The sequence below is a fragment of the Floridaenema fluviatile BLCC-F154 genome (assembly GCF_041929135.1).
Taxonomy (GTDB): domain Bacteria; phylum Cyanobacteriota; class Cyanobacteriia; order Cyanobacteriales; family Aerosakkonemataceae; genus Floridanema; species Floridanema fluviatile.
Genome location: NZ_JBHFNS010000058.1, coordinates 12,737 through 38,073 on the forward strand (window position 1 = coordinate 12,737; position 25,337 = coordinate 38,073).

Sequence of the window (25,337 nt, forward strand, 5' to 3'; positions counted from 1 at the left end):
TCAAAAACTATTAAATTAAACTTATGCTGTTGGCGAAACAATCCCAAGACTCAACAATTACCAAGGCTGATTATTCAGCACGCGATCGCAACGGAAAAGTTACCTTTTACGTTTTGTTGTGGAAAAGAAAAGGCATCAGCTTAGAACTTTTCGACGACTATTGGCGCGATGTTCACGGCCCAGTTTGCGCCCGTTTACCCGGACAACATCAATATTGGCAATTTCATGTTGCCCATAACGAAGGCGGTATTTGGCCCACTTTAGGCGGATTAGTGCAATCTTCCCCAGAAGATGAATGTTTTGACGGAATTGCCGAGTTAACTTTTAGAAGCGAACAAGAGCGTCAAACTTGGTTTAAAGCTGCTGCCATTTTGATGGATGACGAGCACAATATCTTTAGTAAAGCGATCGGATATAACACTAGTCCGGGTAATTCTATCACTTATGTCGATCGCATCGAAAATGGCGCACCCAACGGCATAGTTGGCGCAGAAAAGTTTCACGTTATGGTGAGAAAAGCTGATGGCGTAAGCGTAGAAGAGTTTCGCAAATATATGAGAGAAACTTTTGCTCCCGCCATTGCTAATAATTCCAGAGTGGTAAAATTACGCCTTCACCTATTTGATGAAGTCGATCTTTCCCGCCCCGATGCAGCAGGAGTAGCTCACTCTGAGCCCAGAGAACAAGCTTATGATGCTGCTGCGGAAATTGCCTTTTGGAACCGCTTAGATCTAGAAATAGTTTTAAGCTCACCAGAATATTTAGCCGCAGTGAAAAACCACGCTAAATATGTTAAAGCTGTTAGACCATTTCCCGAAAGAACAGCTTACACATTCGTCTATAACGACGAAATGACCTTAGCAGGACAACGCAGTTCTTCAGTCGCAGAATTAATTGCCAACATCGGTGCAACCAACCAAATACAGGAGGATATTCAATCGCTTATGCTGTACCAACAACTAAATTCTACCTCTACAAACGGCAACGTTGCTAGCAACGGTCATCAAACTTCTAGTAATGGTCAAGTAGCAGTGAAAAAGCGCCAAAATTATTACAAAGACCTCTCAGCAGACTATTCTCGCCCCGGACTTGTTAGTTCTTACGTTGCCAAAAAATTGATTGAAGATGCCGAAAGATATGTGGCAATGAAAGAACGAGTTCTGCCAGAAATTAGCTCCAATTACACCTTAGAACAAATTGAAAGAGAAAACCGCGAATGGTGGCCGACTCACTGTGAAGCTTTACGCCAAGGAAGAGGCGATATCTTAACAGGTGAATATCGCGACGACCTGGTTTATTTGTGTCAAGATGGCCCCTATTTTGGCTTAGATCAACAAAAAGAACGGGAAAAACATTGGTGGGCTTTAATTGCTCAACCAGGGGTAACAATGTGTTGGCCTATTGTGATGTTCCACGGCGAAGTTACTTACTTTGAATGGAAGTGTGTTGACGACGAAACTAACGAAACTCTTGCCAAAGGAAACGTTACTTGGGTACGTCGCGGACATCGCGGAGCTTGTTATTTGAAAACCGAACAATTGACCTTCTATCGTGATGTTTACGCACCTAATGAATTGATTCAATTAATCACCACATAGAAGAGATGGGGAGATGGAGAGATGGGGAGATGGAGAGAATAAATTTCACCTTTACCCTTGAATATCGTTTACCCAAATGATTGATACAAATAAAGTAGGGGCGGGTTTAACCAGAAGTCTGGAATACCCAGCCATAAGATTAAAATCAAAACCCGCCCTTTCTCAAGCTTTTACCCTTTCTTCTCTTCCTCCTTTCTTTGCTGAAAAATGGTGCGATCGAGTACTGATTACGGAAATAAAAGTCTTATGCTTTTGTACAAAGAATCCACCGAAAAAGCTGATTATTCAGCACGGGATGCTAAAGGAAAAGTCGCATTTTACGTTCTTTTGTGGAAACGAAATGGAGTACCTTTAGACCTGTTTTTTAACTACTGGAAAAATGTTCATGGCCCCGTTTGTGCTCGTTTACCAGGACAATATCAATACTGGCAATATCATTTAGAGCATAATCATGGTGGGATTTTGCCCCATTTAGATGGGATTAATTATACTACTCTTGAAGACGAACAATTTGATGCGATCGCCGAATTAACTTTTGAGTCAGAAGCCGATCGGCAAACTTGGTTTGAAGCTTCTGCTATCCTGATGGATGACGAGCATAATATCTTTAGAAAAGCGATCGGTTATGTCAGCAATCCGGGCAATTCTATCACTTATGTCGATCGAATTCAAACCGGAGATCCCAACGGAAGTTTAGGGATTTTGAAATTCCATACCATGCTCCGCAAAGCTGATGGTGTCAGTACCGAAGACTTTCGCAACTACCTAAAAAATAGCTTTACTCCCGCTGTAATTCAAAACCATTCACTTCTAAAATTCCGACTTCACTTATTTGAAGAAGTAGACAATACTCGCCCACCAGCAGCAGGTGTAGATCATGCTGAAGATCCCAGTCAAAACTATCAGGCAGCGTTTGAAATTGCCTTTTTAAACAATCTGGAAATGGAGAAATTCTTCGCCTCCAAAGAGTACTTAACTGCTGTACAAAACCAGGCAAAGTATATCAAACAAATTAGTTTATTTCCAGAACGTGCTCCTTACACCTTTGTCTACAACAGTGAAATGACTTTGGCGGGAAAGCGCACTTCTCATGTTGCTGAACTAATCACCAAAATCGGTTCAAATCACCAATTAAAAGAGCATATCGAATCGTTGATGGTACAACAAAAATTAGTTGATGTTGCAACGATCGATAAATCTAAAAATTGGCTTTTTAAATAAGCAAAAATGACGAAATTTCACCTAACTAACCGATCGCTTACTCACCACCTAAGATGACAAATAACCAACCTTACAAAAATGCAGTATTGGATGATAAAGAACTGCAAGCGGGTTTAAAAAAGATTAACCCGAAGTTTGGTGACTTTGTGACTCGCGTAGCTGGTGAAGCTTGGGGTTTACCGTTAATTGACCAAAAGACTAAAGCATTAATTACGATCGCAGTAGACATAGTTAATCAAAGCCAATATGGTCCCGGTAGCCCCTTTCCTGCACACATAGATATGGCTCTCAAACAGGGAGTAACTCGCGAAGAAATCGAAGAATTACTATTATTTATGTGCGTATACGCGGGGTTTAATAAAGTTGCAGGTTGCTTCGGCGCACTTAAGGAAATTTTTCAGAAAATCGGCGGACAGGGGACAGCAGCAATGACACCTGATTATGCAATACGCGAACGCCAACAAACAGTCGCCTTTTACACTCTATTATGGAAAAGAAAAGAGCTAAATGTAGCACTTTTTAGCGACTATTGGAAAAATGTTAACGGCTCATTAGGAGCAACTTTACCTGGGCAATATCAAAATTTGCAACATCATTTAGATCCGCAAACAATTGACATTTGGCCCACGTTAAATGGGATTAGATCGACTGCTACAGAAACAGAACGTTGTGATGGGATTGCCGAAGTAACTTTTGCTAGTGAAGGCGATCGCCAAGCTTATTTTCAATCTGCTTATTTGCTAGAAGATGATGGGCAAAACTTATTTAGTAAAGCAGTTGGTTACACCACTAGTCCGGGGAATTCGATAACTTATGTCGATCGCCTAGAAAAAGCTAATTCAAATGGAGCAACAGACGCAATTAAACTCCATGTTTTAATGAAAAAAACTGATGGCGTAACTTTGGCAGAATTTCGTCAATACATCAGCGATTCCTTTGCTTCAGCTATTAGCAAAAATCAAGAAATCTTAAAATTTAGGCTGCATTTATTTGACCCTCGCCCTCATGCACCAGGCGATCCACATTATGAACCACCAGAAAAGCAATATCAAGCAGCTTTTGAAATTGCTTTTGCCGACTATCATCAAATGCAGCAATTTTTCCGATCGCCAGAATATTTAGCTGCTACTAAAGATCAGGGAAAGTATATCAAAGAAATTAACGCTCTACCAGAGCGAGCTACTTACACTTTTGTTGACGCAGGACAAATTACTCAAACCGGAAAAGGTAGTTCCAGGGTAACAGAAATGATCGCAAACGTTGGCACAAATAATCAAAGTTCAGAATCACCATTAAGTAATAGCAATCAAAACGGGAAATCGAGTTTAGCTCAATATCTCCAAGGTGTACAACACTTCGGAATTACTGTAGACGATATGGACAAAGCCATAGAGTTTTATACAGAAGTGTTGGGGGGGAAAATTGCGATCGGAGGCGACGGATTTTATGGCGAAGATTTGCATAATCTCCTCTTCCAAAAAGATGAATTAGAAGCCATCCAAAAAGGCATCGATCCTCGCAGTATTGGCGTTCCCAACATCAGAGATAATACCCAAGAATCACTAGATGTTAGATTTATTTCCTTCGGCAATACCTGCGTCGAAGTAATTCACTTCCGCGATGCCAAACTATCACACACAGCCCCCAATGTTTTCAGCAAAGTACCTTCTTCTGTAGGTTTTGCCAATGTCCCGCACATCTCTTTCCACGTCAAAGATGATATAGATTTAAATGAGTTCGCCCAATTGCTAGAAGACGAATGTCAAAAGCGGGGAATGACCAACGTTGTAGTTAACAAAACCATTCACGTTAACTCAGAAGCCGAAAGAAGAAAAGCCGGACTTTCCTTTGCTAAAACCGAATTTCCCGGAGACTTTGACGGCTGGGCATTGTTTTATTGCAAAGGGCCAAATGGCGAACAATTAGAATTTAACCAAGTCAGAAGAACCGCATTAAAAAATTTCAAACGAGCACAACAAGAATATAACCAACAAACTGGAAGAAACTTTCCTTGGGCATCAGACGCAATTAAGGAGAATGGAACTATGATGACAGCAACAGCAACCAAATGGGAATGGCCTCATACTAAGAAATGGCCCCAATTTTCCGGCTCAAAAGTTGATATTCTCAAGCAATTATTCCTGGCTGGCGAAGCGATGAATGTCAACAACTTTGTAGAATTCTTTACAGAAGATTGCCTCTATCAATTCGGTAATTTCCCAGCAGTTCGCGGCAAACAAGGGATTAAAGACTCTTCCACAGGCTTTCTAGAAAAATGCGAAGGTTTGCACCACCACATTAAAAATGTTTGGCAACCTTCCGAAGAATTAGTCATCATCGAAATGGAAGTTACTTATATTCGTCATGACGGCAAAGTATTTACCTTGCCTTGTGCTGATACCGTGCGTTTCCAAGGCGACAAAATCAGCGAACTAAGGATTTTCATGGACATCATGCCCATGTTTACCACTCCATAAATCCATAAAAATTCATCCCCTAATTTGTCAGAAAATACTAACGTCACGGAGGAATTTATGACTACTACAATGTTTCCCGGAACTAGAGCCGCGATCGTCAAAAATTTGATTGGGTTGTTTGAAAGAATGGATGTAGATACAGCCCTAAGCAACTTTACTGAAGACGCACATTACCGCTTTGGAAACTATCCCCCTGCCATTGGTAAACAAGCCATTCGGGAAGCAACAATGGCGAGTCACCTTGACTATATCAAAGGCATTTCTTTCGATATTAAATCAATGTGGGAAAATGCCGACTCAGTAATTTGTGAATTAGAAATTAACTACATTCGTAATGATGGCAGTGTGCTGACACTTCCTTGCACAGATATTTTCCGCATGGAAGGCGACAAAGTAAAGGAAATGTTGGTTTATATGGACCCAACTCCTTTATTTACAGCACCAGAAACTCAGCAGGAAACAATTTTAGATATCGCCAAGCGTTTGATCGCAGCTGTAGAAGCAAATAACGTTGAAGAATACGTTACTTATTTCACTCCTGATGGCGCTTACAAAATTGCTAACAATCCCCCAATAATCGGACCACAAGCTATCAAAGATTTTGCCATACCAATTATGGGAATGTTCAGCAAAGTTTCCCATGATGTGCATAATATGTGGCAAGTTGATGCAAATACGGTAACAGTTGAATTAGACGTTACTTACTTCCGAAAAGATGGCAAAGTATTTAAGTTTCCTTGTTTGAACATTATTCGTTTCCAAGGCAACAAAGTCCAAGAATACCAAGCATTTCTTGATGCTACTCCCGCTTTTTCATAAGCAAAAGCTCGGTTTCTGTAGTTTGTAGTTTGTAGGGTGCGTCAGACAGAAAAATTTGGGCAAGTAACAGTAATTTTTAGTTCTGACGCACCTTACGGATGATAACTAGCAACTTACGTTAGTAGACGATCGCCCAAAAAAATCAATTAAGAAACCGGGTTTTTACACACCAGTCTTAGCAGATAAAAACAATGACTGAACAGCAAAAAAAACTAAGCGGAAAAACTTCAATATCAGTGATTTTTCCGGGAGATAGGGCGAATATCGTTCAACGGTTTCTAACTACTACCAGAACTGCTGATGAATTTGCCTCTTACTTTACGGAAGACGCATCTTTTCGATTTGCTAATGCGCCAACAGTTGTTGGACGTAAAGCGATTCAGGAATCTTCGGTTGCCTTTCGCCAAAAACTGAAATCTGTCACCCACGACATTAAATCAATGTGGGAAATGGGAGATATAGTTGTCTGCGAAATGGAAGTGACTTACACTCGTCATGATGGAAAAGTTGTGACACTTCCCTGTACAGATATTATTCGCATGAAAGGCGAACTGTTCAGCGATTTGCGAGTATACATGGATATTTCTCCTGTGTTTGCTCCGTAAAATTTAGTAAATAGTCATCAATAAGGGGTTTGGAAAAATGACAACTCAAACTAAAGGTAAAATCGGCGTACTCATTGAAGAACATTTTGACCCAACTGAATATAAAAAGTTCAATGAATACTTTCCGCAACAAGGTTATGAAGTAGAATATATCTCTCATTTGTGGGGTAATTCTGCTATAACTTTTGGTTCTAATCCTGAAAATGACCAAATTGAATGTCATGTCACGGTTACTACAGAAGTGAATGACATCAATCCGGCAGATTATAAAGGGATAATTTGCATCGGTGCTTATGCAATGGATCGATTAAGGTATCAGGTAAATGTCAAGAAAGGCGAAAAAAATCAAGCGCCAGCAGTGGCATTTATCAGAAAAGTTATGAGTGCTGGAGATGTAAAAGTTGGCACAATTTGTCATAGTTTGTGGTTGTTATGTGCTGACAAAGATTTACTCGCAGGTCGTAAAGTTACTTGCGCCCATAACATTGTTTGTGATGTGGAAAATGCGGGGGCAGATGTGGTTTTTGATGGTGATGTAACCGCAGATTTAGTGATTGATGATAATCTGATTACAGGGAAGCATCCTGGGGTAGTCGATGAATTCATGGAAGCTTTCGTTGCGGAGATTGAGAAAACCGGAAAAGCCCAAAAAGTCGGGGTATAAACTTTAAATTTCCACTGGGTTATTAGCTTTAGTCACTTTGTTCAACTATCCAGGAGGCAATTCCAATGGAACGGATGAATTTTACCTTTTCTGATACGATCGGGGGATATATAACTCACTTCGATCGCCACAATAAATGCTTCGGCATTAAAACATCAGATGGGCGAGAATACACAGCATATTTAACACCAACAGCTTGGGGCAGAATTGCTCAAAATTTGGGTGAATCCTACATCGACGCTACCCAAAGATTAGGCGAATTACTCACACCTGGACAACATATTTTTGCTTACGGTGTGTTCTATCCTCAAGGTGATGGACACAAATTTGAAGTAAAATCTTTTGTGTTCCCTGGAGAAGCACCTAACAAGTATCGCCACGAAGAACCAGACTGGTGGGTAGCACAAATTAAATCCTTGGCAGATTGTTATTTAAAATGGCAATTTGATTATCCCGAAACGGAAATTGATTATCATAACTATCGCACCATGCTAAATTTAGCTGGGGCGAAAAAAGCTGATGATTACCTGCAAGAAACTGATACGATTTCCCGCATGGTTTATGGTTTAGCTTCTGCTTATTTATTAACAGGAGAAGACCGCTTTTTAGAAGCTGCGGAAAAAGGTAGCAACTATCTGCGGGAACACATGAGGTTTTACGATCCCGATGAAGATTTAATTTACTGGTATCACGGGATTAAAGTTCAAGGAAAACGGGAACAAAAACTATTAGTTTCTGAGTTTAGCGACGACTACGATTGTATCCCAGCTTACGAACAAATTTATGCTTTAGCTGGGCCAATTCAAACTTATAGAATTACAGGCGACCCGCGCATTTTAAAAGATGCGGAAATGACGGTAGATTTGTTTGACAAATTCTACTTAGATAAAGAGAAAGGCGGCTATTTTTCTCACATCGATCCAATTACTTTAGATCCCCGTGCTGAGTCTTTAGGACGTAACCGGGCTCGGAAAAATTGGAACTCAGTTGGCGATCATGCTCCAGCTTATTTAATTAATTTGTGGTTGGCAACTGGCGAACAAAAGTATGCTGATATGTTGGAGTATACTTTTGACACCATTGAAAAATATTTCCCGGATTACGAAAATAGTCCATTTGTGCAAGAAAAGTTCCACGAAGATTGGAGCAAAGATCAGGAATGGGGATGGCAACAAAACCGTGCTGTGATCGGGCATAATTTAAAAATTGCCTGGAATTTAATGCGGATGCAAAGCTTAAAACCCAAGGATCAATATGTTAGTTTGGCAGAAAAGATTGCTCAATTAATGCCAGATGTGGGTAGCGATAAACAACGTGGTGGTTGGTACGATGTAGTAGAACGGGTGTTAGATCCTGGGGAAGAACATTATCGTTTTGTGTGGCACGATCGCAAAGCATGGTGGCAACAAGAACAAGCAATTTTAGCTTACTTAATTCTCAATGGTGTTTTGAAACAACCTGATTATTTGCGCCACGCCCGTGAAGCTTCTGCTTTCTATAATGCCCACTTCCTCGATCATGATGACGGTGGAATTTACTTCAATACTTTAGCAAATGGCTTACCTTTCTTGATGGGTACAGAACGCTTTAAAGGTAGTCACTCAATGAGTGCTTATCACTCAACAGAACTCTGCTATTTATCAGCAATTTATCAGAATTTGCTGATCTTCAAATACCCAATGGACTTTTACTTTAAGCCAATGCCAGGAGCATTTAAAGATAATATCTTGCGGGTTTCTCCAGATATTTTACCTCCGGGAAGTATTAGCATTGGTAAAGTTTGGATCGACGGAGAAGAATACAATAATTTTGATGCTGAAGCCTTGACTGTGAAATTACCAGACACTAGGCAACAAGTCAAAGTTAAAGTACATATCGTTCCTCGCTAGGGAACAGAAAAATCATGAGTTTTGAGTTAAATAAATCGTTAATTCAAAACTCATTACTCTTATTTTGTTGCATTTACCAAATGCTGTAATCATCGGGGAAACTAAGCACAATGAATATTAATGTCAAAAATTCGCAAAATGTCACCGTGGTAGAACTTGCGGGTGAAATTGATGCTAGTACTGCGCCAGCAATGCAAGAAAAAGTTTTACCTTTAGCTCAAACAGAAAGTAAAATTCTGTTGGATATGACTAAAGTTTCTTATACTTCTAGTGCTGGGTTACGGGTGTTATTGTCTTTATTTAAGGAAGTCAAAAAAAACGATGGAAAACTGGTATTAGTCGGAGTTTCTGAGGAAATTCAAGATACGATGTCTGTGACTGGGTTTGCCGATTTTTTCGTATTTTGCGACCATGTTGACAACGGCATAAAAACATTAAGTTAATGTCATTTTGGCTTCGATTTTTATCAGAGTTCTTGATTAATTAGCTAGAAAAATGACAAAGTAAAAATGAAGTTTCACCATTAAACTATCTACATGGAACTAAGAATTGATAGTTATCCTACCCACACTTACGGCAAGTTTAAACTTCGCACTGGGCGACCTTTCCCTTTTGGTGCAACTCTAGTCCCTGGCGGAGTCAACTTCTCGATTTTTTCCTCTTACGCCAAATCCTGTACTTTGGTGTTATTTGAAAAACACGCCAAACAACCAATGGCAGAAATTCCCTTTCCTGATGAGTTTAGGATTGGTAATGTTTTTTGCATGATTGTATTCGATTTAGATTACGAAAATATCGAATATGGTTATCGCATGGAGGGGCCTTTCAATCCTCAAGAAGGTCATTGGTTTGACCCTGGTAAGGTTCTCATGGACCCTTATGCTAAACTGATTGGCGGTCGAGATGTTTGGGGAAAAACACCAGATTGGGATGATGTTTATCATCATCGGGCTAGAATTGTTCCTGATGATTTTGATTGGGAAAATGACCGACCTTTAGAAATTTCCCCGGAAGATTTAGTGATCTACGAAATGCACGTTCGTAGCTTTACTCGTCACTCTTCTTCAAAGGTGAAACATCCGGGAACTTTTGCGGCAATTCGGGAGAAAATTCCTTACTTGAAAGAGTTGGGTGTGAATGCGATCGAATTAATGCCCATCTACGAATTTGATGAGTTTGAAAATTCCCGTCCGAATCCTAGTAATCCCAATGAATTATTAGTAAATTATTGGGGTTATAGTACAGTTGGTTTCTTTGCCCCAAAAGCGGGATATGCCGCAACGGGTAAATTAGGAATGCAGGTAGATGAGTTTAAAGCATTAGTTAAAGACCTGCATAAAAGCGGGATTGAAGTAATTCTTGATGTGGTATTTAACCATACGGCAGAAGGCAATGAACAAGGGCCAACAATTTCTTTCCGAGGAATTGATAATAAAACCTACTATATGCTGACACCGGAAGGTTATTACTTTAATTTCAGCGGTTGCGGCAATACTTTAAATTGCAATAATCCGATCGTGCGGAATATCGTCTTAGATTGTTTGCGTTACTGGGCAAGTGAATATCACATTGACGGTTTCCGCTTTGACCTTGCTTCTATTTTAGGGCGCGATCCTTGGGGCGCACCTTTGGCAAATCCCCCGTTGTTGGAAACTCTTGCTTTTGACCCAATTTTGGCAAAATGTAAGTTAATTGCGGAAGCTTGGGACGCTGGCGGACTCTACCAAGTTGGTTCTTTCCCTGCTTACGGACGTTGGGCGGAGTGGAATGGCAAATACCGCGATGGCATTCGCAAGTTCCTCAAAGGCGATCCGGGGCGAGTGGGCGATATGGCGCAACGTCTGCAAGGTTCGCCGGATCTTTATGCTTGGGAAGGTCGAGGTCCGGCAACTTCGATTAATTTTATTACTGCCCACGATGGTTTTACCTTAGCTGATTTGGTTTCCTACAACTACAAGCACAATGAAGCTAACGGGGAGAACAATAACGACGGTTCCAACGATAACGATAGCTGGAATTGTGGGGCGGAAGGTTGGACGGACGATCCGGGTATTAATGCTTTGCGGCAACGGCAAATGAAAAATGCTGTGGCGATGTTGTTGGTGTCTACTGGTGTGCCCATGATTTTAATGGGCGATGAGGTGGGACGTTCTCAGCATGGGAATAATAATACTTATTGCCACGATAATGAGTTAAATTGGCTGGATTGGTCGCTTTTGGATAAAAATGCCGATTTATTCCGCTTTTTTAAGAATTGCATTGCTTTCCGCCACGCCCACCCAGTACTAAGGAGTAAGTACCACTTTAGCAATCAGGATTACAAAAATAGTGGCTATGCCGATATTACTTGGCATGGAACAACAGCTTGGAATGCTGATTGGTCTGATTCTAGTCGGGTTCTGGCTTTTATGTTGTGCGGCAAACACGCGAAGTCGGGAATGGTGGAAGATAACTATGTTTATGTTGCCATGAATATGCACTGGGAAACGCTATGGTTTGAAGTTCCTGGGTTAAAAGATGGGATGAAATGGCACGTTTTTGCTAATACTGGTGTTGCTTCTCCTGGTGATATTTGTGAACCTGGTAAGGAACCTTTGTTGGAAAATCAGTCGGGTTTGTTGGTGGGCGATCGATCGGTCGTTATCCTGGTAGGTAAGTAGCAGGTGAAACTTTAACTTTTTTGCCTTGCTTAATTTTTGAAAAATCATCTAGAAAACAGGAGAAATTTATGGCTTTTACTGCAACTTTGGAAACCAAAGATAGCACAGCTACAATCACTTTAACTGGTACATTGGATGCTAGTACTGCACCAACTTTTAAGGCAGAAGTTGAGAAGGCTGCTGCGGAAAATGTCAAAACTCTGATTTTGATGATGGAAGACTTGGAGTATATGGCAAGTGCTGGTTTGCGGGTCCTCATTTACACTAAACAAAAAATGGGAGCCCACAGTGATATCTATGTAGTTAAGCCACAGGAAATGGTAGTGGAAACTTTGGATAAAACCGGATTTATCCAAAGTGTAATTGTGGTTGACGATCTAGCAGCGATCGAAAAAGGATAAAGGATTAATTGTTAGTGGTTGGTGATGAGAAAAACTAGAACTAACCACTAACTAAACTGTCGATCTTTGAATTATTTACTCATAAGGAATCCCCATCCCAAGGCTTTCTATCACAGTTATAAAATAGCCCAGAGGTTTTGAAGATTTTCCGAGATTTTTTAAATATGCAAATTAAATGCCTACCAGCTGATTACTGGCAAATTTTATACTATGGAACATTTAACTGTACCCGGAACTTTAGATTCTTTGAGTGAGATTGCTAAATATGTCTTGTCGGCTGCTTCCGCTGCTGGATTGGATAAAAAGGCATCTTATAGATTGCGTCTAGCTGTAGATGAAATTGCCACAAATGTAATTATTTACGGCTATGAAGAAGCGAATTTACAAGGGAATTTGCATTTAGAAGCGAAGATTGATGATTCTAGTTTAACAATCCAAATGGAGGATAATGCTGGTGCTTTTGATCCAGTAACAAAATTAGCTGTAGAGGAAGAAAACATTAATTTGCCTATGCAACAAAGACCGATTGGCGGATTAGGAGTTTATCTGGCGATTCAAGGTGTGGATCGATTTTTGTATGAGAGAGTTGGCGATCGCAATCGCAACATCTTTATCGTCAATCTTCATTAAGTGATTGGTAGCAAGTTGGGGTGCAGGGTAGTGGGAGTTTTTTCTACTACCTCTTCGACAAATTAATCGCTATTAAAACGTTTTATCGGAAAAAGCAAATAGATTGTTATAGTAGAATTTGGCGGAAAATCTAAAAACTTGCAGCAGTGAATCAGCAATAGATTACAATGGAAATAATAAATTAACTAGGAAGCTTGAATTCTCTAAAGGCGATCGCAATATTTTTAGCATCAAGAAAAAGACAAGTTGAACTAGAGGCACAAGTGAGTATGATCGTGCAAAATCAATCTGTAGAACAACTACACCAAGAACTAGAATCTTTGCGCCAAGAAATAAATGAACTGAGAACTGCACAAGCTGCTTATCATGCACAAAGCGAACTGTTAGAAAACTTGGTGGCGATGGCGCGATCTTCCTCAGAAAAAGAAGTGCTCACAGCTACCTTAAAAAATACAATGGTCGTGTCTACTCGACTCACTGGTGCAGAAAGAGGTAGTTTGTTCATCTACAACAGCAGCGGTGCTGTTGTTGCTAGTATTTTGACTCGCGAAGGTGCTACCCCAGAGGAAAGTACGAAATTAATTGGTTTAGTGTTGAAGGATGGATTAGCAGGTTGGGTAAGTCGTCACCGGGAAATTGGATTAATTAGTGATACTAAAAAGGACGATCGCTGGGTAGATTTACCCAATCAACCTTACGTAGTCAGTTCAGCATTAGCTGTTCCCATTCTCCGCGGCGACAGATTATTAGGAATTCTCACATTACTGCACTCGAAACCTGGACACTTTACTTCTGAACACGCGCATTTGATGGAAGTAACAGCAGATCAAATCGCTTTAGCTTTAGAAAATGTCCAACTTTATACCAAGTTAGATAATACTAAAAAAGCACTAGAAAATGAATTAGAAAAAGGTAAACAAATTCAAAAAGATTTTCTTCCCGATCGGTTAATTCAACCCGCAGGTTGGGAAATTGCCGCATACTTTTCCCCAGCAAGAGATGTAGCTGGTGATTTTTATGATGCCTTTGAACTTCCAGGCGGTTATGTGGGTTTAGTAATTGCTGATGTTTGTGACAAAGGCGTAGGTGCAGCACTATTTATGGCTTTGTTCCGCAGCTTAATTCGGATATTTTCCGGTCAAATTCAATTACAAGAGTCAGATGTCCTAAATTTGGAAATCAAAGAAAATTGTGCTATTAACCCACTAAAACCTGATTACTCAGCGGAAGTAGATGCCTTAAAAGCCGTATCTTTAACTAACAATTACATAGCCAAAATTCACTGTCAATTATCTATGTTTGCCACCATGTTTTTTGGTGTTTTGAATCCGAAAACAGGCGTACTAACATATATTAATGGTGGTCATGAATTTCCCATAATTATTAATTCGGAGGGAATTAAGCAACGCCTGTCCAAAACTGGGCCAGCAGTAGGCATGATGGAAAATGTTAAGTTTAAATTGGAAAAAGTGCAGTTAGAACCGGGTGATATTTTGTTAACTTACACAGATGGTGTAACGGAAGCACATAGTCCTACAGGAGAGTTTTTCAAGGAAAAAAATCTCTTAACTTTAGTAGAAAAACCAGCGGCTTCTGCTGATGCTTTGCTGAGCAGAATAAATGAAACTTTGCGGTTACATATTGGAGAAGCAACCCAGTTTGATGATATTACTATGTTGGCAATCCGTTGGATGAAATAGTTGTTGCTTCTGGGGGTAAATACAGGTAACATGAATTAATTTAGTTGTTATCAATTAGTTCATAACCTGTTGCCCCCTTTGCTAAAATTTTGCTATAGCCTAAACTTTCTAAAAATTTCATCATTTCTTTTTCTTCTGCACTGTTTGCTGTTTCCCAAAAAACGGTTTTTATCGCTTTGGCAGCGAATAGAGATTTACAACTTTCTAGTATTTTCAAATCGTATCCTTCAGCATCAATTTTTAAAACATCAATACTGTGTTCATTATATTTTTCTAGGAGGGAGTTTAGGGTGAGCATTTCCGATCGCCTAACCCCTTCTTCTTCTTGATGTTCATCTGTAACTACTTTAGTTAACATTGTCGGATCTCCCAAGGTGTCTAAGAATGCTGTACCGTTGCGATCGCCAATACACCCCGGAAAAATTTCAAATCTCGACAGATAATCTTTTAAATTCTCATGCAATAATTCCACATATTCGGTAACAGGTTCAACCGCAATAACTCTAGTTCCCTCTTTTTGCAACCACAAAACCGAGTAATAACCAAAATTTGCCCCAATATCAACTAGCAAACCCCTCCTTCGTTCCGATAAAATTTCTTTAGTAAGCAACTCCTCATAGTACCCACTCATCACAAAAAATCTCGCGTGTAAACACTTGGGATTTACCTTAAGTTTAATCTGAGGAAACTTGCGAGGCGAACCGTAACTGTATAGTAATTCTGTTTCCGAATCTAAAGGAAACTCAGCCAGAGTTAACCAATTAATTGGAGCCGCATACTTAGGCGGCAAAATATGCAGTAAATACTTGAGAATTCCCAGAGAATTCTGCTCACCTAAGATCGAAGAATTAAATTTAATAAATTTCCTAACTAACCCTTGCTTTATACTCATATTATTTTCTTTGTGTGTCACTACAACTTTCCTAAAAACTCAGTGTAAACTTTTAATGTCTCTTCAGCAATCTTTCGCCAAGAAAACCTTTGTGCTACCTCCACACATTGTTGAGAAAGCTGAGAATATCTGATTTCATCTAAAGTGAGTAGCTTAATTATTTGATTACTAAAACCTATACTATCTCCAGGAGCAAACATAAATTGTTCCTCGAAATGACTCAGCATTTCTCTTGGTCCAGGCACATCATAAGCTACAGTAGGAAGACCACAAGCTAGTTTTTCTAATACAGCAAAACCAAAACCTTCTATATAGCTAGGAAATGCTCCTACTGTAGCTCCACTTAACAAATTGGGCAATTGATCGCTGGTAAATTGCGGAATTATTTCAACACTTTCATTTGCTGTTAAATTCAGGTCTTTTAACACAAATTCAGCACTAAAACCTGTTCCTAAAAATAAGAAACGAACATCAGGAACTTGCGCTTTTACAGTTTTAATAATTTCCGCCCAATCTCTCGAACCTTTGCGCGTTCCCCAAGTGCCAATAAAAACCACTTGTTGATTATTTAAACGTACCGTGGCAGGTTGGATAACTTGAGCGAATGCTTCTTGTCGTTGTCGGGAAAGCCCAAAAGGAAAAACAAAACTTTTATGATCTAAACCTAGAACATCACGCACATAGTTGAGCTCATCATGATTCGGCAAATTGACTAAATCGCAGGTTTGTAAACTACGAAAACATTCATAATTTACTTGTTTTGATTCCCAATAACGCAACCAATTTTTAATCCGAGTTCTCTTTTTTTTGGGAGGCCATTTAGTTTTTTCCAAGTTGGTAAATTCTTCATAAAAGGCATACAAACCGACAGAACGAGCAACTAACAAACCTGTAATCCCTAGTTCTTGTTTAGAAAAAGGTAAGTCGCCTTGATGAGCGTCAATAATATCAAAGCGATCGGCATTCCCCTGCACAAAAGCTTTAGCTTTTTCGGAGAATTTGGGACGGGTTAAATTTTCTATTAAAGGTGTTTTGTTAGGAGGAAAGGCATCGAAAAAGTCAAATTTCTCTACTTCATGTCCCATTGCTTGGAACTCTTCTGCTAGTTCTAATTGAACTCGTGACGCACCCAAATTTCGCTCCCAAGGTGCGTGAAGTATCATGAGTATTTTTAAGGGTTGGTTTGTTTTCATCTAATTACCGTGAAACCAAAATTTATGTCTGATTGGATTTACATAGTGTCTCAAGGCTATGTTTGAATTGTAATGTTTATCTTGATAGGCAAATTCATCATCCCGACTGACAACAAACTGCTCTGGGGGTAATGGTAAACCTTGATTGTAGTGCATAGCCAAATGCAGGCTAGTTTGTTCGCTAAAGTAATTAGGTTTTTCTGTTAAATTGGTTAATCGTTGCAGCGGAATTTCCCAGTGTAATGGTTTTTTTAGGATCATAAATCCACTGTTTACAGAGGTAAGATTTAGCAGACTTTTTTCAATCAACCTTTCGTCTAATGCAGTAGCACAATCTACTAAATATCGGGGTTGTAAGTCAGGTGATTTGGTGATTTTTAACAACTCTTTTGCACCGGGTAAAAAGAGAATATCTGAGTCAGCGTAAAGGGTTACTTTTTCAACAGGGAGTGAAATTAAAACTGCAAGTTTCTTACCTAAAGGATGAATATCAGCATACTTATATACAGATTCAGGAAGGTCTTTTTTAATGAATTGATTTAACTCTAGTACTTTGACGCAGGGGTTAATTTCTTCAAGTAGCTGACAGCTAGTAGGTGAATAACTACCGTCAGAAACGACAGTAAATTGCTGGGGAATACCTACATAACGAATGAATGAACGAATGCTAGCTACTTGTTCGGGTAAATCGCGATCGCATGAAAAAGAGTAAACTCTCATCCCAACTTTTTCGGGTTGAAGAATCGGACGCTTTACTATCCAAGGAAGTGCTGCATGATAGACTGCACGAATCAGATTACCCTGAATTCGGGCTGCACGGTAGCCAAAATTTACCATTGTTTGCAGTTAAGTTTCTTGAAACTGGTAATTTGTTTCGTTATTGTATCTCCTTTACTTACCTCCTTAACAAAGGTAATCTAAAAAATTTGGTATACCTCATTAATTACTCACGAACAGCCATACAATACATACTCATCCCTTTTAATTGTTTTAGTACCGAGGGAATAAAGATTTGTCCCATTTTTTGAACGACTTTTATCTTGAAAGCTATGGGTGATATATCAGAAAGGTTCAATCCTTTTAAAAGCAGGTTTTTAGCGACTAGGAATGTGGAGATGCCAAGCCAGTTAAATGGCTCCTCTCGATAATACATTAATTTCCAACCAAACCTTGAAAGAATTTCATTTGCTGCTTTCTTATTCCAACGAGTTTGATGAAGGGGTGGATAGTCCCACATACTACTTAATTTTACTTTATTTTCTGGTTCAAATTCGCTAGAAAATGTTTTTGAACCCGGACAAGAAAAATGTAGACTTGAACCAATAGGCATCATTTCTGCTAATTCAGCTAAAAATTTTTCGGGATATTCTAGATGTTCAATTACATGAAAAAATGCCACTACATCAAATTGTTTATTAGTGTATTTTCTCATTTCTTTGAGATCTCCAATATATGCCTCCAAGCCTTTTGTTCGGGCAACTTTAATAGCTTCTTCATTAAAATCAATTCCGACTATATTATGTCCTTTGCTAGCTGCAAGTTCTAAAAAGTACCCTTCGCCACGTTTTTAACCAAACTTCAGCAATTTTGATAGTTGGAATAGTTTCAATAGTTTCGATTTTTTTAGATTGACAAGCATAACAATATTCGCTTTTTCTCATATTTTCCTCTTGATTTATTGGCTAGCTTTTTCAAGTACTTGCTCTATTACATGATTAAATTCCTGAGCGCGATTTTCATAACTTAGTTCAGGGCGAAGGTAGTGGCGATCGATTTTAACTTCTTTAGCTGTAAATTTAGCACTTGCCAGTTCGCTAACAACTTTTGCCATTGCAGATACATCTGTTGGTTTAGCTAACCAAACTCCTGGTTTATCCTCTAAATAATCCCAGTTTTCACCTTGAGGAACTGCTGCTAAAATAGGTTTATCAGTCATCAAATATTCATAAGTTTTCGCTGAAATACGTCCTCCTGGTGAACCATCTGGTCTATCTGGTAAAGTTAAAAATAGTAAATCAGATTGGCAAGCTATTTGAATTGCTTCTGCATGAGAAACTGTTCCATGAACTTCTACAAGATCTGCAATTCCTTGGGACTCCAGTACTCTATCAGTGAGTGATTTGGGATAGGTGGAGCCATAAATTTCTACTTTGATTTTGCCCTGTAATTCAGGGTTTTGTGCGATCGCCTGTTTCACAGCTTTGCCAATAAAAACTGGGCTATGACTTCTCATATCAAGTTTTACTAACTCGTAACTTCCTAGCTGATTCCAAGCTGCCAACAACTTTCTGAGCCAGGGATAACTTTTTTGATTTGGCTCAAACTCAAACCAAGCTACCATTGCACCTATATAAGTAATTTTAAACAATTGGGATGAGTCATTATTATCAACATTTGAATAAGTAAATTCTTCTGGTTCTGCTCCACAACGAACTAGGTAGAATTTTGAGTGCTGATTCGCAGGTTGGCGATTCTTAACAGCTTCCAAATTTCTTTGAGATACATAAACTACTGCATCAGCTTGCCGAACATATAAGTCTTCCAGCCATATAGACATTTTGTAATGAAACCAAGTAACAAACCCTGGATTCATATCGGTACAAGTATAAGAGTCATCAAAGTTCAGCACTAGGGGTAATCCTGTAATCCATTTAAGGATAATGCCAACTATCCCAGCACCATAGGGCATAATAAAGACAACAATAGCGCTGGGCTTATGCTGCTTGATTAACATTCTGGCTTTCAGTACAGCAGGTAACATCCAAAAGATTACATCATCAGGCCAAACAAACAAACTAATTAACTTGTAAAGCCTTAATTTGTATATTAATTTGTATAAATATTCTGGTTTCCCTTTTCTCACAAAATGTACTGATAGTTCTGAATTTCCTTGTCCATCTTTGACCGATGTTAGCGCATCTATTCGCCAAGTTTTTTGCAGAATTTTCAGTAACTTTTCTATTTTGATTGCACCAGCTACTAATAGAGGAGGAAAGTCATAACAAAGACAAATTATCCTTTTATTTCGCATATCAATATATTAATTTGCCAGTTTTTTTAGCCATGAGTAAGCCTTTGTCCCAATACTATATTTTAGCAGTAATTTCCAAAAAAGAGGCCAGCGTACTATGATTGGACGAGATGCTAAAGATGAAAGTACCTGCATTGGTGTCAGAGAGTTAAAATTGTCCAGTAGAGAATGAATCACTGCATAATCTTTTAATTCATTTAAAAACAGATATCGCTGCAATAAAGGTAATTTTTTAGATTCCCATGTAGTTACCTGATAAAATTCTGATATTCCTCCTGGGTAATCAGACATTGTTTTATTTAGACCATGTTTTTTACAATTTGTCCAAGCTTGGTTTACATAAATTGACTTTGGTTGTTGACTAAGAACTCTCAAGAAAAATTGATAATCCATCAATATATAGAGTTGCCAATCTAAAGGAAAACATTTATCTACTATTTCTTTGGTGACAAAGACTGATGGTTGTGTGTAGTTACAATTTGATATCCAGAACTTGAGATAACGTTCAAATGTGGTGGGATAGCTGTAATATATATCATTTTTTCCATTTTCTTGTGTATAGGTGTCTTGGCAACCTCCGGCAATTAATTGATAACCTTGTAAGTAATAATTAACTACTTTTTGCAAAATTGTTGCTTCAATATATGAATCATCAGCGTTTAACCAAACAAACAGATCTCCTGTACAATGCTGATAGGCTTTATTAATAGCATCAGTCTGTCCTCGATCTTTTTCACTTACCCAATAGGCGAAATATTCCTCATATTTTTTAATGATTTCGACTGTATTATCATTTGAGCCACCATCAATAATAATAAATTCTAAATTTGGATAGCCTTGTAACAGGACTGAGCGAATGGTTTCTTCTATAAATTGTCCATAATTATAGCTAGGAGTCACAATACTAATTCGCGGCCATTCTGAACCATCAGGCATTCTTTCTGGTAATGGTTGATTTTCTTCTGTCCAAGGCCAGCCTATTTTATCTGATGGTGGAGTAGGTAGGTCTTTTAATGTTAAGGCTTTATTTATTGCTGGCATAATTGTGTTAACAAAACAAAGGACTTAGAACTTGTTGTCTATTTTTGCAAAATTTTATTATACAGTTCAATGTATCTTTGGGCTTGAATTAAGAGAGAATATTCTTGGATGGCGATCGCACGACACTGCTCACTCATATATTCCCGTAAATTTCTATCTTCCATAATTTCTCTAATCCCATTGCCAAAATCTTGGACATTTTCGACCTCAGCTAAATAACCAGTAATACCGGGACGGACTAAATCAGGAACACCACCTATTTTAACAGAAACTATTGGTGTTCCACAAGCCATACTTTCTTGTAGCACTAACGGTAAATTATCCGCTCTGGTAGGGAAAATAAACAGATCGGCAGCAGAATAAGCAATGGATTTTAGGCGATCGCTACTAACATAACCAAGATGTAAGCTTTCTATCCCAATTTCCTGAGCAATGCTTTCGCTGTCATTTCCGATCGTCAACAGCACAATTTCCGCTTTCAAACTTGCCGGGAACTTTTGCAGAGTTTGTATTATTAAATCTCCACCTTTCCGAGGATCTTTGACACTTACAGAGCCGAACATCAACACTTTTTTGTTATTTGGTATTCCTAGTAACTTTCTGCACAATTCTCGATCGAGAGGCTGATAGGCTTCTGTATCAATTCCGTAAGGAATATGATGAATTTCAAACTGCTTCAGCATACTCTGTTTTGCTTGTTCAGTCAACCATTTACTCGGAGTAACAATTGTGAGATTAGCTCGGCTATACACCCAATTTTTTAACTTCCATTCGATGTGAGTATTATCCATATTTACCGATGGATATGTATTTGGATAAGGGCATTTTCCGCAACCAATTTTCCAGCGATCGCAGTCATAACTATAAGCACAATGTCCCGTAAAACTCCACATATCATGCAGCGTATAAACGGCTGGCTTTGACTCCGTTAATGAAGGAATTGCCAAGTAATTAAAATAGTTACCATGCAGGTTATGAAAGTTTAAAATATCTGCTTCCTGATAAAAAGAATGTTTAGGAATATCAAAAGAACTTATAATATGTACATAGTGAAAACCGAGCTTCCAACTAAAGCGAAAAATTTGGTTTTCGATCCGTGGCTTTTGCGGAATTATAGATACGCGATCGCTACTAGTTTTTTGGATTCCCACTAATAAACGGGAGTTAATTCCTTGGTTAACTAAACCTTGATGGAGGCGATATCCAGCGATCGCCGCACCTCCTCCAATATCCAACTGATTAATTTGAAGTACATTCATATAACAAATTTATGTTTAATTTCATTAATCCAGCGTTTTCCCATTAAAATCAAATTCCCAAATACTCCCTTTCTAACTCTCCCAGAAAAATCGTATTTGAGCAATTCTTTATTTTGATAAAATGCTGTACTCAAATTATTTTGATGGATATTATTTCTAATAATATCCATCAAAAATATAATAATTGCTTTTTTAACTTGTGGCAATACTGTATTAGCTTTAGACTCTGGAAAATACGAGTTTAAAACCTCCAGCAACTTGTATCCTTCCGTAATAGGTATTTCAGACTTCAGTAAAGCAGATGTTCCCGATATTGATGTTTGAGAACGATAGCAGGCAAGTGGCTGAGGTTCATACCAAAGCGGATAGTTGAGAGCAATTCTTATCCACATTTCCATATCAAACATATACTTAAAATTTGGATAAAAACCACCTAATTTTTCATAAGTATTTCGCTTGACTACAATCGCTGGACATTGAATCGCACCCGGAATTATCAACCGTTCCAAACTATTAGTAAAAATCCCCGATGTTCGCATTTCTAGCAGTGATAAATATTGCCAATGACCATCCTCATCCATGTAGATGTGTCGGCAAAAAGCCGCACCTAAACTTGGCTCGTCTTCTATACCTGATTGCAGACGGTTATAAAAACCAGGTAAAACTAGATCGTCATCGTGTAAAATATGAACCCAATGACCGCGAGCGCGATTTATGCAAGTATTCCAGTTACCTATCTGACCAGTATTATACGATTGTCTATAAAAAGAAACTCTACCCTTACCAATCTCTTCAACAATTTTTTCTGTATCTACATCTGGCGAACAATTATCTATCACTTCTATTTGCATTTCTTCCGGGCTAGGTGCTTGTTTTAGTACGCTGATTATAGTTTCTTCTAGTAACTTTGTCCGGTTATAAGTAGGAATCATCACCGACCAAAAAGGTCTATTTACTCCTTCAGGAACAGGGTCAATTTTGGGAAACTCAATATATTCTGGTAATCCAACTTTTTCCGCCAGTTTATTCCAGTCCATAATTTTTCGCCTCATCTAAACCATTACCGTACAACCTAAATTATGACCTTCATAATCTTACTTGAGTTGCTTTCTTGGCGGCTTGCCAACCACTTAAAATACTATCGTCAGTCCAATAGTATGCCCATTCTCCATAGCGACCGCAACAGATAATTCCTTGCTCTGTTAAATAGTTTTGTACGATCGCTAAGTTAGCTGCCCGATTTAAGTCGAATAAAACATTTGCATAGGGAATTCGTTGTTCTTGAGCAACGAGAATGCGATCGCTTTTACTTAGCAAACCAATTTTATTCATGTCCTCGATCGTGCGATTCAACACATCATTGCATGATAGCGGAGAATATTTTGAATGATAAACTTCAAGCTGAATACTACCGCAACCAGAAGGCACATTATTCGGTGATAAACGATGAGGAAAATTAACCCGAGAAAAAATAACATCTTCATCATAAACATACATCCAGTGAGCATCAGGAAATTCTTCATCCCGTTCTATTCCCACATTTACTACAACCAAAGAAGTACAAATCAAATTTTGTGCTGCGGTTGCTACTTGTGCAGGTACATCCTTAATTCTACAAATTAATTCTGGCAAAGGTAAGGAAGAGATTAGCACCTCAAAATCAGCTTTTTTCCCATTAGCAAACTCCAACTCTCGGCGCAGCAAATCTATGCTGACTAATTCACAATTTAAATTAACTGATTGCCCATTTGCCACAGCATTTACATAAGCTCCAAAGCCACCATTTAAAGGGTAACGAAACCGAGTTAAATAGTGATATTTTTCATCATGAAAAGCCAGCGCACCTCGAACAACTTCTTCTAACTTCGGCGGGTACATTCTTTGCCCTACCCAATCAGTAGACATATTCCTAGCTTCGGTTGTCCAATATTTGCGTGTATAGCGAAAAGTAAATTCCTCGCTAAAGGTTTTTCCTAATCCTTGATAACACCAATCTGCATAAGTTTTAATCGAATTTTCTGTTTCGTATTGAGCTTTAACAAAATCAACAATACAACGCTCTACTATATCTATGGGTAAACCATATAAATTGCATTGAGCCGGATGTCGCACCCAATAACCTTGCCAGTAGTTAGTCACACTAGCATCTTGTTCGATAAACTTATCATTAACTGCTTTAGCAAATAAATCCTTAATTTCACTATTTTTAGTAAAGGATATATGTGGTCCTTCATCAAACACAAACCCATTTAATTCATGGCTATGAGCATGACCCCCTACACAATTGTTTTTTTCATATAAATCAACTTGACAACCCAATTGACGAGCGCGTTGTCCTGCGGCTAACCCAGCTAAACCAGCACCTAAAACAACAATTTGTGGCATTAATTCACCTCTAATAAAAGGCGATTTTTTATGTAATCTTCTAGGGAATCTTCCCAAGAACGCATTTGTAGTAAATTTCTCATTTTTAAATAAAAATTATCCAATGCTTCCCAAGCTGGTACTGGTGCAGGACGGACAAAAGCATCAGAACCAACAGGATAAACTTCAGTTTTTAAATCCAACAATTGCACAATTTTATTGACATATTCATAACGAGAAGCAAATCCTACATTAGCAATATGGTACAAACCAAAAGCTTCTGATTGAATCAAATCAACCAATTGTTTCGCTAAATCAGCAGTGTAAGTAGGAGAACCAAATTTATCTTTTGCACTCACTATTTTAGGTTTAGCAATTGCTTCCTTTCGTCTAGCTTCGACAAAATTTCGTCTGTGGGACGCTTTACCACCAAATAACCAACCAGGACGAACAATAAAATAATCTTGGCATAATTGAGAAACAATTTGTTCGCCTAAATATTTGCTCTGATGATAATGGGTGCGAGGCGCTGGTTGATCTATTTCTGTGTAGGGTTCTCCTTTGGTTCCATCAAACACTCCACAGCTACTAATATAAACTAATATTGCATTTGCTTTTTTACAACCAAGAGCAACATTCCAAGTACCAATTGTGTTTACAGAATGAGCTAATGCCTGGTTCTTTTGACATTCATCAACGTTAGTGATTGCTGCTGTATGAATAACACAATGCGGTTTTTCAGAAGTGATTATTTGTTTAACTTTGTCGAGTTCACAAATATCTAATTGATTTCGGGAAAATCCGATCGCCTCAATCCCACTATTTTGAAATACATCGCATAAATCGCTTCCCAGCATACCTTCTGCGCCTGTAACAATTACTTTCATTAATTC

Annotated in this window: 21 protein-coding genes and 3 pseudogenes; 14 read left to right on the forward strand and 10 right to left on the reverse strand. The window is 38.6% G+C overall.

The window, feature by feature from the left end:
* Positions 1-23: 23 nt before the first annotated feature.
* The 14 genes and pseudogenes from ACE1B6_RS30085 to ACE1B6_RS14575 form a co-directional block, all read left to right on the forward strand.
* Positions 24-728 (forward strand): annotated as a pseudogene (locus ACE1B6_RS30085) (EthD domain-containing protein); the annotation flags it as partial.
* 303 nt (positions 729-1,031) lie between these two features.
* Entirely contained in the window at positions 1,032-1,598 is a 567-nt protein-coding gene (locus tag ACE1B6_RS30090) for a hypothetical protein (protein WP_459563032.1), read from the forward strand.
* A 246-nt stretch (positions 1,599-1,844) separates the two neighbouring features.
* Entirely contained in the window at positions 1,845-2,819 is a 975-nt protein-coding gene (locus ACE1B6_RS14525; RefSeq protein WP_413257956.1) for an EthD domain-containing protein, read from the forward strand.
* Between the two features lie 53 nt (positions 2,820-2,872).
* Positions 2,873-3,217, forward strand: a pseudogene (locus ACE1B6_RS30095) (carboxymuconolactone decarboxylase family protein); the annotation flags it as partial.
* 480 nt (positions 3,218-3,697) lie between these two features.
* Positions 3,698-5,296: a nuclear transport factor 2 family protein gene (locus ACE1B6_RS14530; RefSeq protein WP_459563033.1), complete on the forward strand. Its 1,599-nt coding sequence runs from the start codon at positions 3,698-3,700 to the stop codon at positions 5,294-5,296.
* A 57-nt stretch (positions 5,297-5,353) separates the two neighbouring features.
* Complete coding sequence (locus ACE1B6_RS14535; protein ID WP_413257958.1) at positions 5,354-6,115, forward strand: nuclear transport factor 2 family protein; 762 nt, start codon at positions 5,354-5,356, stop codon at positions 6,113-6,115.
* Between the two features lie 191 nt (positions 6,116-6,306).
* On the forward strand, positions 6,307-6,720 hold the full coding sequence (locus ACE1B6_RS14540; RefSeq protein WP_413257959.1) for a nuclear transport factor 2 family protein: 414 nt from the start codon (positions 6,307-6,309) through the stop codon (positions 6,718-6,720).
* 37 nt (positions 6,721-6,757) lie between these two features.
* Positions 6,758-7,384, forward strand: a complete 627-nt coding sequence (locus ACE1B6_RS14545; RefSeq protein ID WP_413257960.1) for a DJ-1/PfpI family protein — start codon at positions 6,758-6,760, stop codon at positions 7,382-7,384.
* A gap of 65 nt (positions 7,385-7,449) precedes the next feature.
* Positions 7,450-9,273, forward strand: a complete 1,824-nt coding sequence (locus ACE1B6_RS14550) for an AGE family epimerase/isomerase (RefSeq protein WP_413257961.1) — start codon at positions 7,450-7,452, stop codon at positions 9,271-9,273.
* Between the two features lie 110 nt (positions 9,274-9,383).
* Positions 9,384-9,716: an anti-sigma factor antagonist gene (locus ACE1B6_RS14555; RefSeq protein ID WP_413257962.1), complete on the forward strand. Its 333-nt coding sequence runs from the start codon at positions 9,384-9,386 to the stop codon at positions 9,714-9,716.
* Positions 9,717-9,809: 93 nt separating this feature from the next.
* On the forward strand, positions 9,810-11,933 hold the full coding sequence (gene glgX / locus ACE1B6_RS14560) for a glycogen debranching protein GlgX (RefSeq protein WP_413257963.1): 2,124 nt from the start codon (positions 9,810-9,812) through the stop codon (positions 11,931-11,933).
* Between the two features lie 68 nt (positions 11,934-12,001).
* A complete protein-coding gene (locus ACE1B6_RS14565) occupies positions 12,002-12,334 on the forward strand; it encodes an anti-sigma factor antagonist (RefSeq protein WP_413257964.1) in 333 nt (110 codons plus the stop codon).
* A gap of 210 nt (positions 12,335-12,544) precedes the next feature.
* Positions 12,545-12,964, forward strand: a complete 420-nt coding sequence (locus ACE1B6_RS14570; RefSeq protein ID WP_413257965.1) for an ATP-binding protein — start codon at positions 12,545-12,547, stop codon at positions 12,962-12,964.
* A 194-nt stretch (positions 12,965-13,158) separates the two neighbouring features.
* Positions 13,159-14,664, forward strand: coding sequence for a PP2C family protein-serine/threonine phosphatase (locus tag ACE1B6_RS14575; RefSeq protein WP_413257966.1), 1,506 nt, complete (start codon positions 13,159-13,161; stop codon positions 14,662-14,664).
* A gap of 40 nt (positions 14,665-14,704) precedes the next feature.
* Here the strand turns inward: ACE1B6_RS14575 and ACE1B6_RS14580 are convergent, their stop codons facing one another.
* From ACE1B6_RS14580 to rfbD, 10 genes and pseudogenes are all read right to left on the reverse strand, one after another.
* Positions 14,705-15,556 (reverse strand): FkbM family methyltransferase, encoded by an 852-nt coding sequence (locus tag ACE1B6_RS14580; RefSeq protein ID WP_413257967.1) that lies wholly within the window; start codon positions 15,554-15,556, stop codon positions 14,705-14,707.
* A gap of 20 nt (positions 15,557-15,576) precedes the next feature.
* Positions 15,577-16,719, reverse strand: coding sequence for a glycosyltransferase family 4 protein (locus ACE1B6_RS14585; RefSeq protein WP_413257968.1), 1,143 nt, complete (start codon positions 16,717-16,719; stop codon positions 15,577-15,579).
* 30 nt (positions 16,720-16,749) lie between these two features.
* Complete coding sequence (locus tag ACE1B6_RS14590; RefSeq protein WP_413257969.1) at positions 16,750-17,586, reverse strand: hypothetical protein; 837 nt, start codon at positions 17,584-17,586, stop codon at positions 16,750-16,752.
* 106 nt (positions 17,587-17,692) lie between these two features.
* Positions 17,693-18,298: pseudogene (locus ACE1B6_RS14595) on the reverse strand (class I SAM-dependent methyltransferase); the annotation flags it as partial.
* 126 nt (positions 18,299-18,424) lie between these two features.
* The gene (locus ACE1B6_RS14600) at positions 18,425-19,780 is read right to left on the reverse strand and encodes a glycosyltransferase (RefSeq protein WP_413257970.1); all 1,356 of its coding nucleotides are present in this window, start codon (positions 19,778-19,780) and stop codon (positions 18,425-18,427) included.
* A gap of 9 nt (positions 19,781-19,789) precedes the next feature.
* Positions 19,790-20,821 (reverse strand): glycosyltransferase family 2 protein, encoded by a 1,032-nt coding sequence (locus ACE1B6_RS14605; RefSeq protein WP_413257971.1) that lies wholly within the window; start codon positions 20,819-20,821, stop codon positions 19,790-19,792.
* 38 nt (positions 20,822-20,859) lie between these two features.
* Positions 20,860-22,080 carry a glycosyltransferase family 4 protein gene (locus ACE1B6_RS14610; protein WP_413257972.1) on the reverse strand — a complete coding sequence of 407 codons (1,221 nt, stop codon included), beginning with the start codon at positions 22,078-22,080 and terminating at the stop codon, positions 20,860-20,862.
* Positions 22,077-23,132, reverse strand: a complete 1,056-nt coding sequence (locus ACE1B6_RS14615; RefSeq protein ID WP_413257973.1) for a glycosyltransferase family 2 protein — start codon at positions 23,130-23,132, stop codon at positions 22,077-22,079. Before ACE1B6_RS14615 ends, ACE1B6_RS14610 begins: the two co-directional genes overlap by 4 nt.
* 34 nt (positions 23,133-23,166) lie before the next feature.
* Positions 23,167-24,465: a protoporphyrinogen/coproporphyrinogen oxidase gene (locus ACE1B6_RS14620; protein WP_413257974.1), complete on the reverse strand. Its 1,299-nt coding sequence runs from the start codon at positions 24,463-24,465 to the stop codon at positions 23,167-23,169.
* A complete protein-coding gene (gene rfbD / locus ACE1B6_RS14625; RefSeq protein ID WP_413257975.1) occupies positions 24,465-25,331 on the reverse strand; it encodes a dTDP-4-dehydrorhamnose reductase in 867 nt (288 codons plus the stop codon). Before rfbD ends, ACE1B6_RS14620 begins: the two co-directional genes overlap by 1 nt.
* Positions 25,332-25,337: the final 6 nt, after the last annotated feature.

Coding starts and splice junctions, on each gene's coding strand:
- ACE1B6_RS14525 (WP_413257956.1), top strand. CDS start 1,845: ATGCTTTTGTACAAAGAATCCACCGAAAAAGCTGATTATTCAGCACGG.
- ACE1B6_RS14530 (WP_459563033.1), top strand. CDS start 3,698: ATGAAAAAAACTGATGGCGTAACTTTGGCAGAATTTCGTCAATACATC.
- ACE1B6_RS14535 (WP_413257958.1), top strand. CDS start 5,354: ATGACTACTACAATGTTTCCCGGAACTAGAGCCGCGATCGTCAAAAAT.
- ACE1B6_RS14540 (WP_413257959.1), top strand. CDS start 6,307: ATGACTGAACAGCAAAAAAAACTAAGCGGAAAAACTTCAATATCAGTG.
- ACE1B6_RS14545 (WP_413257960.1), top strand. CDS start 6,758: ATGACAACTCAAACTAAAGGTAAAATCGGCGTACTCATTGAAGAACAT.
- ACE1B6_RS14550 (WP_413257961.1), top strand. CDS start 7,450: ATGGAACGGATGAATTTTACCTTTTCTGATACGATCGGGGGATATATA.
- ACE1B6_RS14555 (WP_413257962.1), top strand. CDS start 9,384: ATGAATATTAATGTCAAAAATTCGCAAAATGTCACCGTGGTAGAACTT.
- glgX (WP_413257963.1), top strand. CDS start 9,810: ATGGAACTAAGAATTGATAGTTATCCTACCCACACTTACGGCAAGTTT.
- ACE1B6_RS14565 (WP_413257964.1), top strand. CDS start 12,002: ATGGCTTTTACTGCAACTTTGGAAACCAAAGATAGCACAGCTACAATC.
- ACE1B6_RS14570 (WP_413257965.1), top strand. CDS start 12,545: ATGGAACATTTAACTGTACCCGGAACTTTAGATTCTTTGAGTGAGATT.
- ACE1B6_RS14580 (WP_413257967.1), bottom strand. CDS start 15,556: ATGAGTATAAAGCAAGGGTTAGTTAGGAAATTTATTAAATTTAATTCT.
- ACE1B6_RS14585 (WP_413257968.1), bottom strand. CDS start 16,719: ATGATACTTCACGCACCTTGGGAGCGAAATTTGGGTGCGTCACGAGTT.
- ACE1B6_RS14590 (WP_413257969.1), bottom strand. CDS start 17,586: ATGGTAAATTTTGGCTACCGTGCAGCCCGAATTCAGGGTAATCTGATT.
- ACE1B6_RS14600 (WP_413257970.1), bottom strand. CDS start 19,780: ATGCGAAATAAAAGGATAATTTGTCTTTGTTATGACTTTCCTCCTCTA.
- ACE1B6_RS14605 (WP_413257971.1), bottom strand. CDS start 20,821: ATGCCAGCAATAAATAAAGCCTTAACATTAAAAGACCTACCTACTCCA.
- ACE1B6_RS14610 (WP_413257972.1), bottom strand. CDS start 22,080: ATGAATGTACTTCAAATTAATCAGTTGGATATTGGAGGAGGTGCGGCG.
- ACE1B6_RS14615 (WP_413257973.1), bottom strand. CDS start 23,132: ATGAGGCGAAAAATTATGGACTGGAATAAACTGGCGGAAAAAGTTGGA.
- ACE1B6_RS14620 (WP_413257974.1), bottom strand. CDS start 24,465: ATGCCACAAATTGTTGTTTTAGGTGCTGGTTTAGCTGGGTTAGCCGCA.
- rfbD (WP_413257975.1), bottom strand. CDS start 25,331: ATGAAAGTAATTGTTACAGGCGCAGAAGGTATGCTGGGAAGCGATTTA.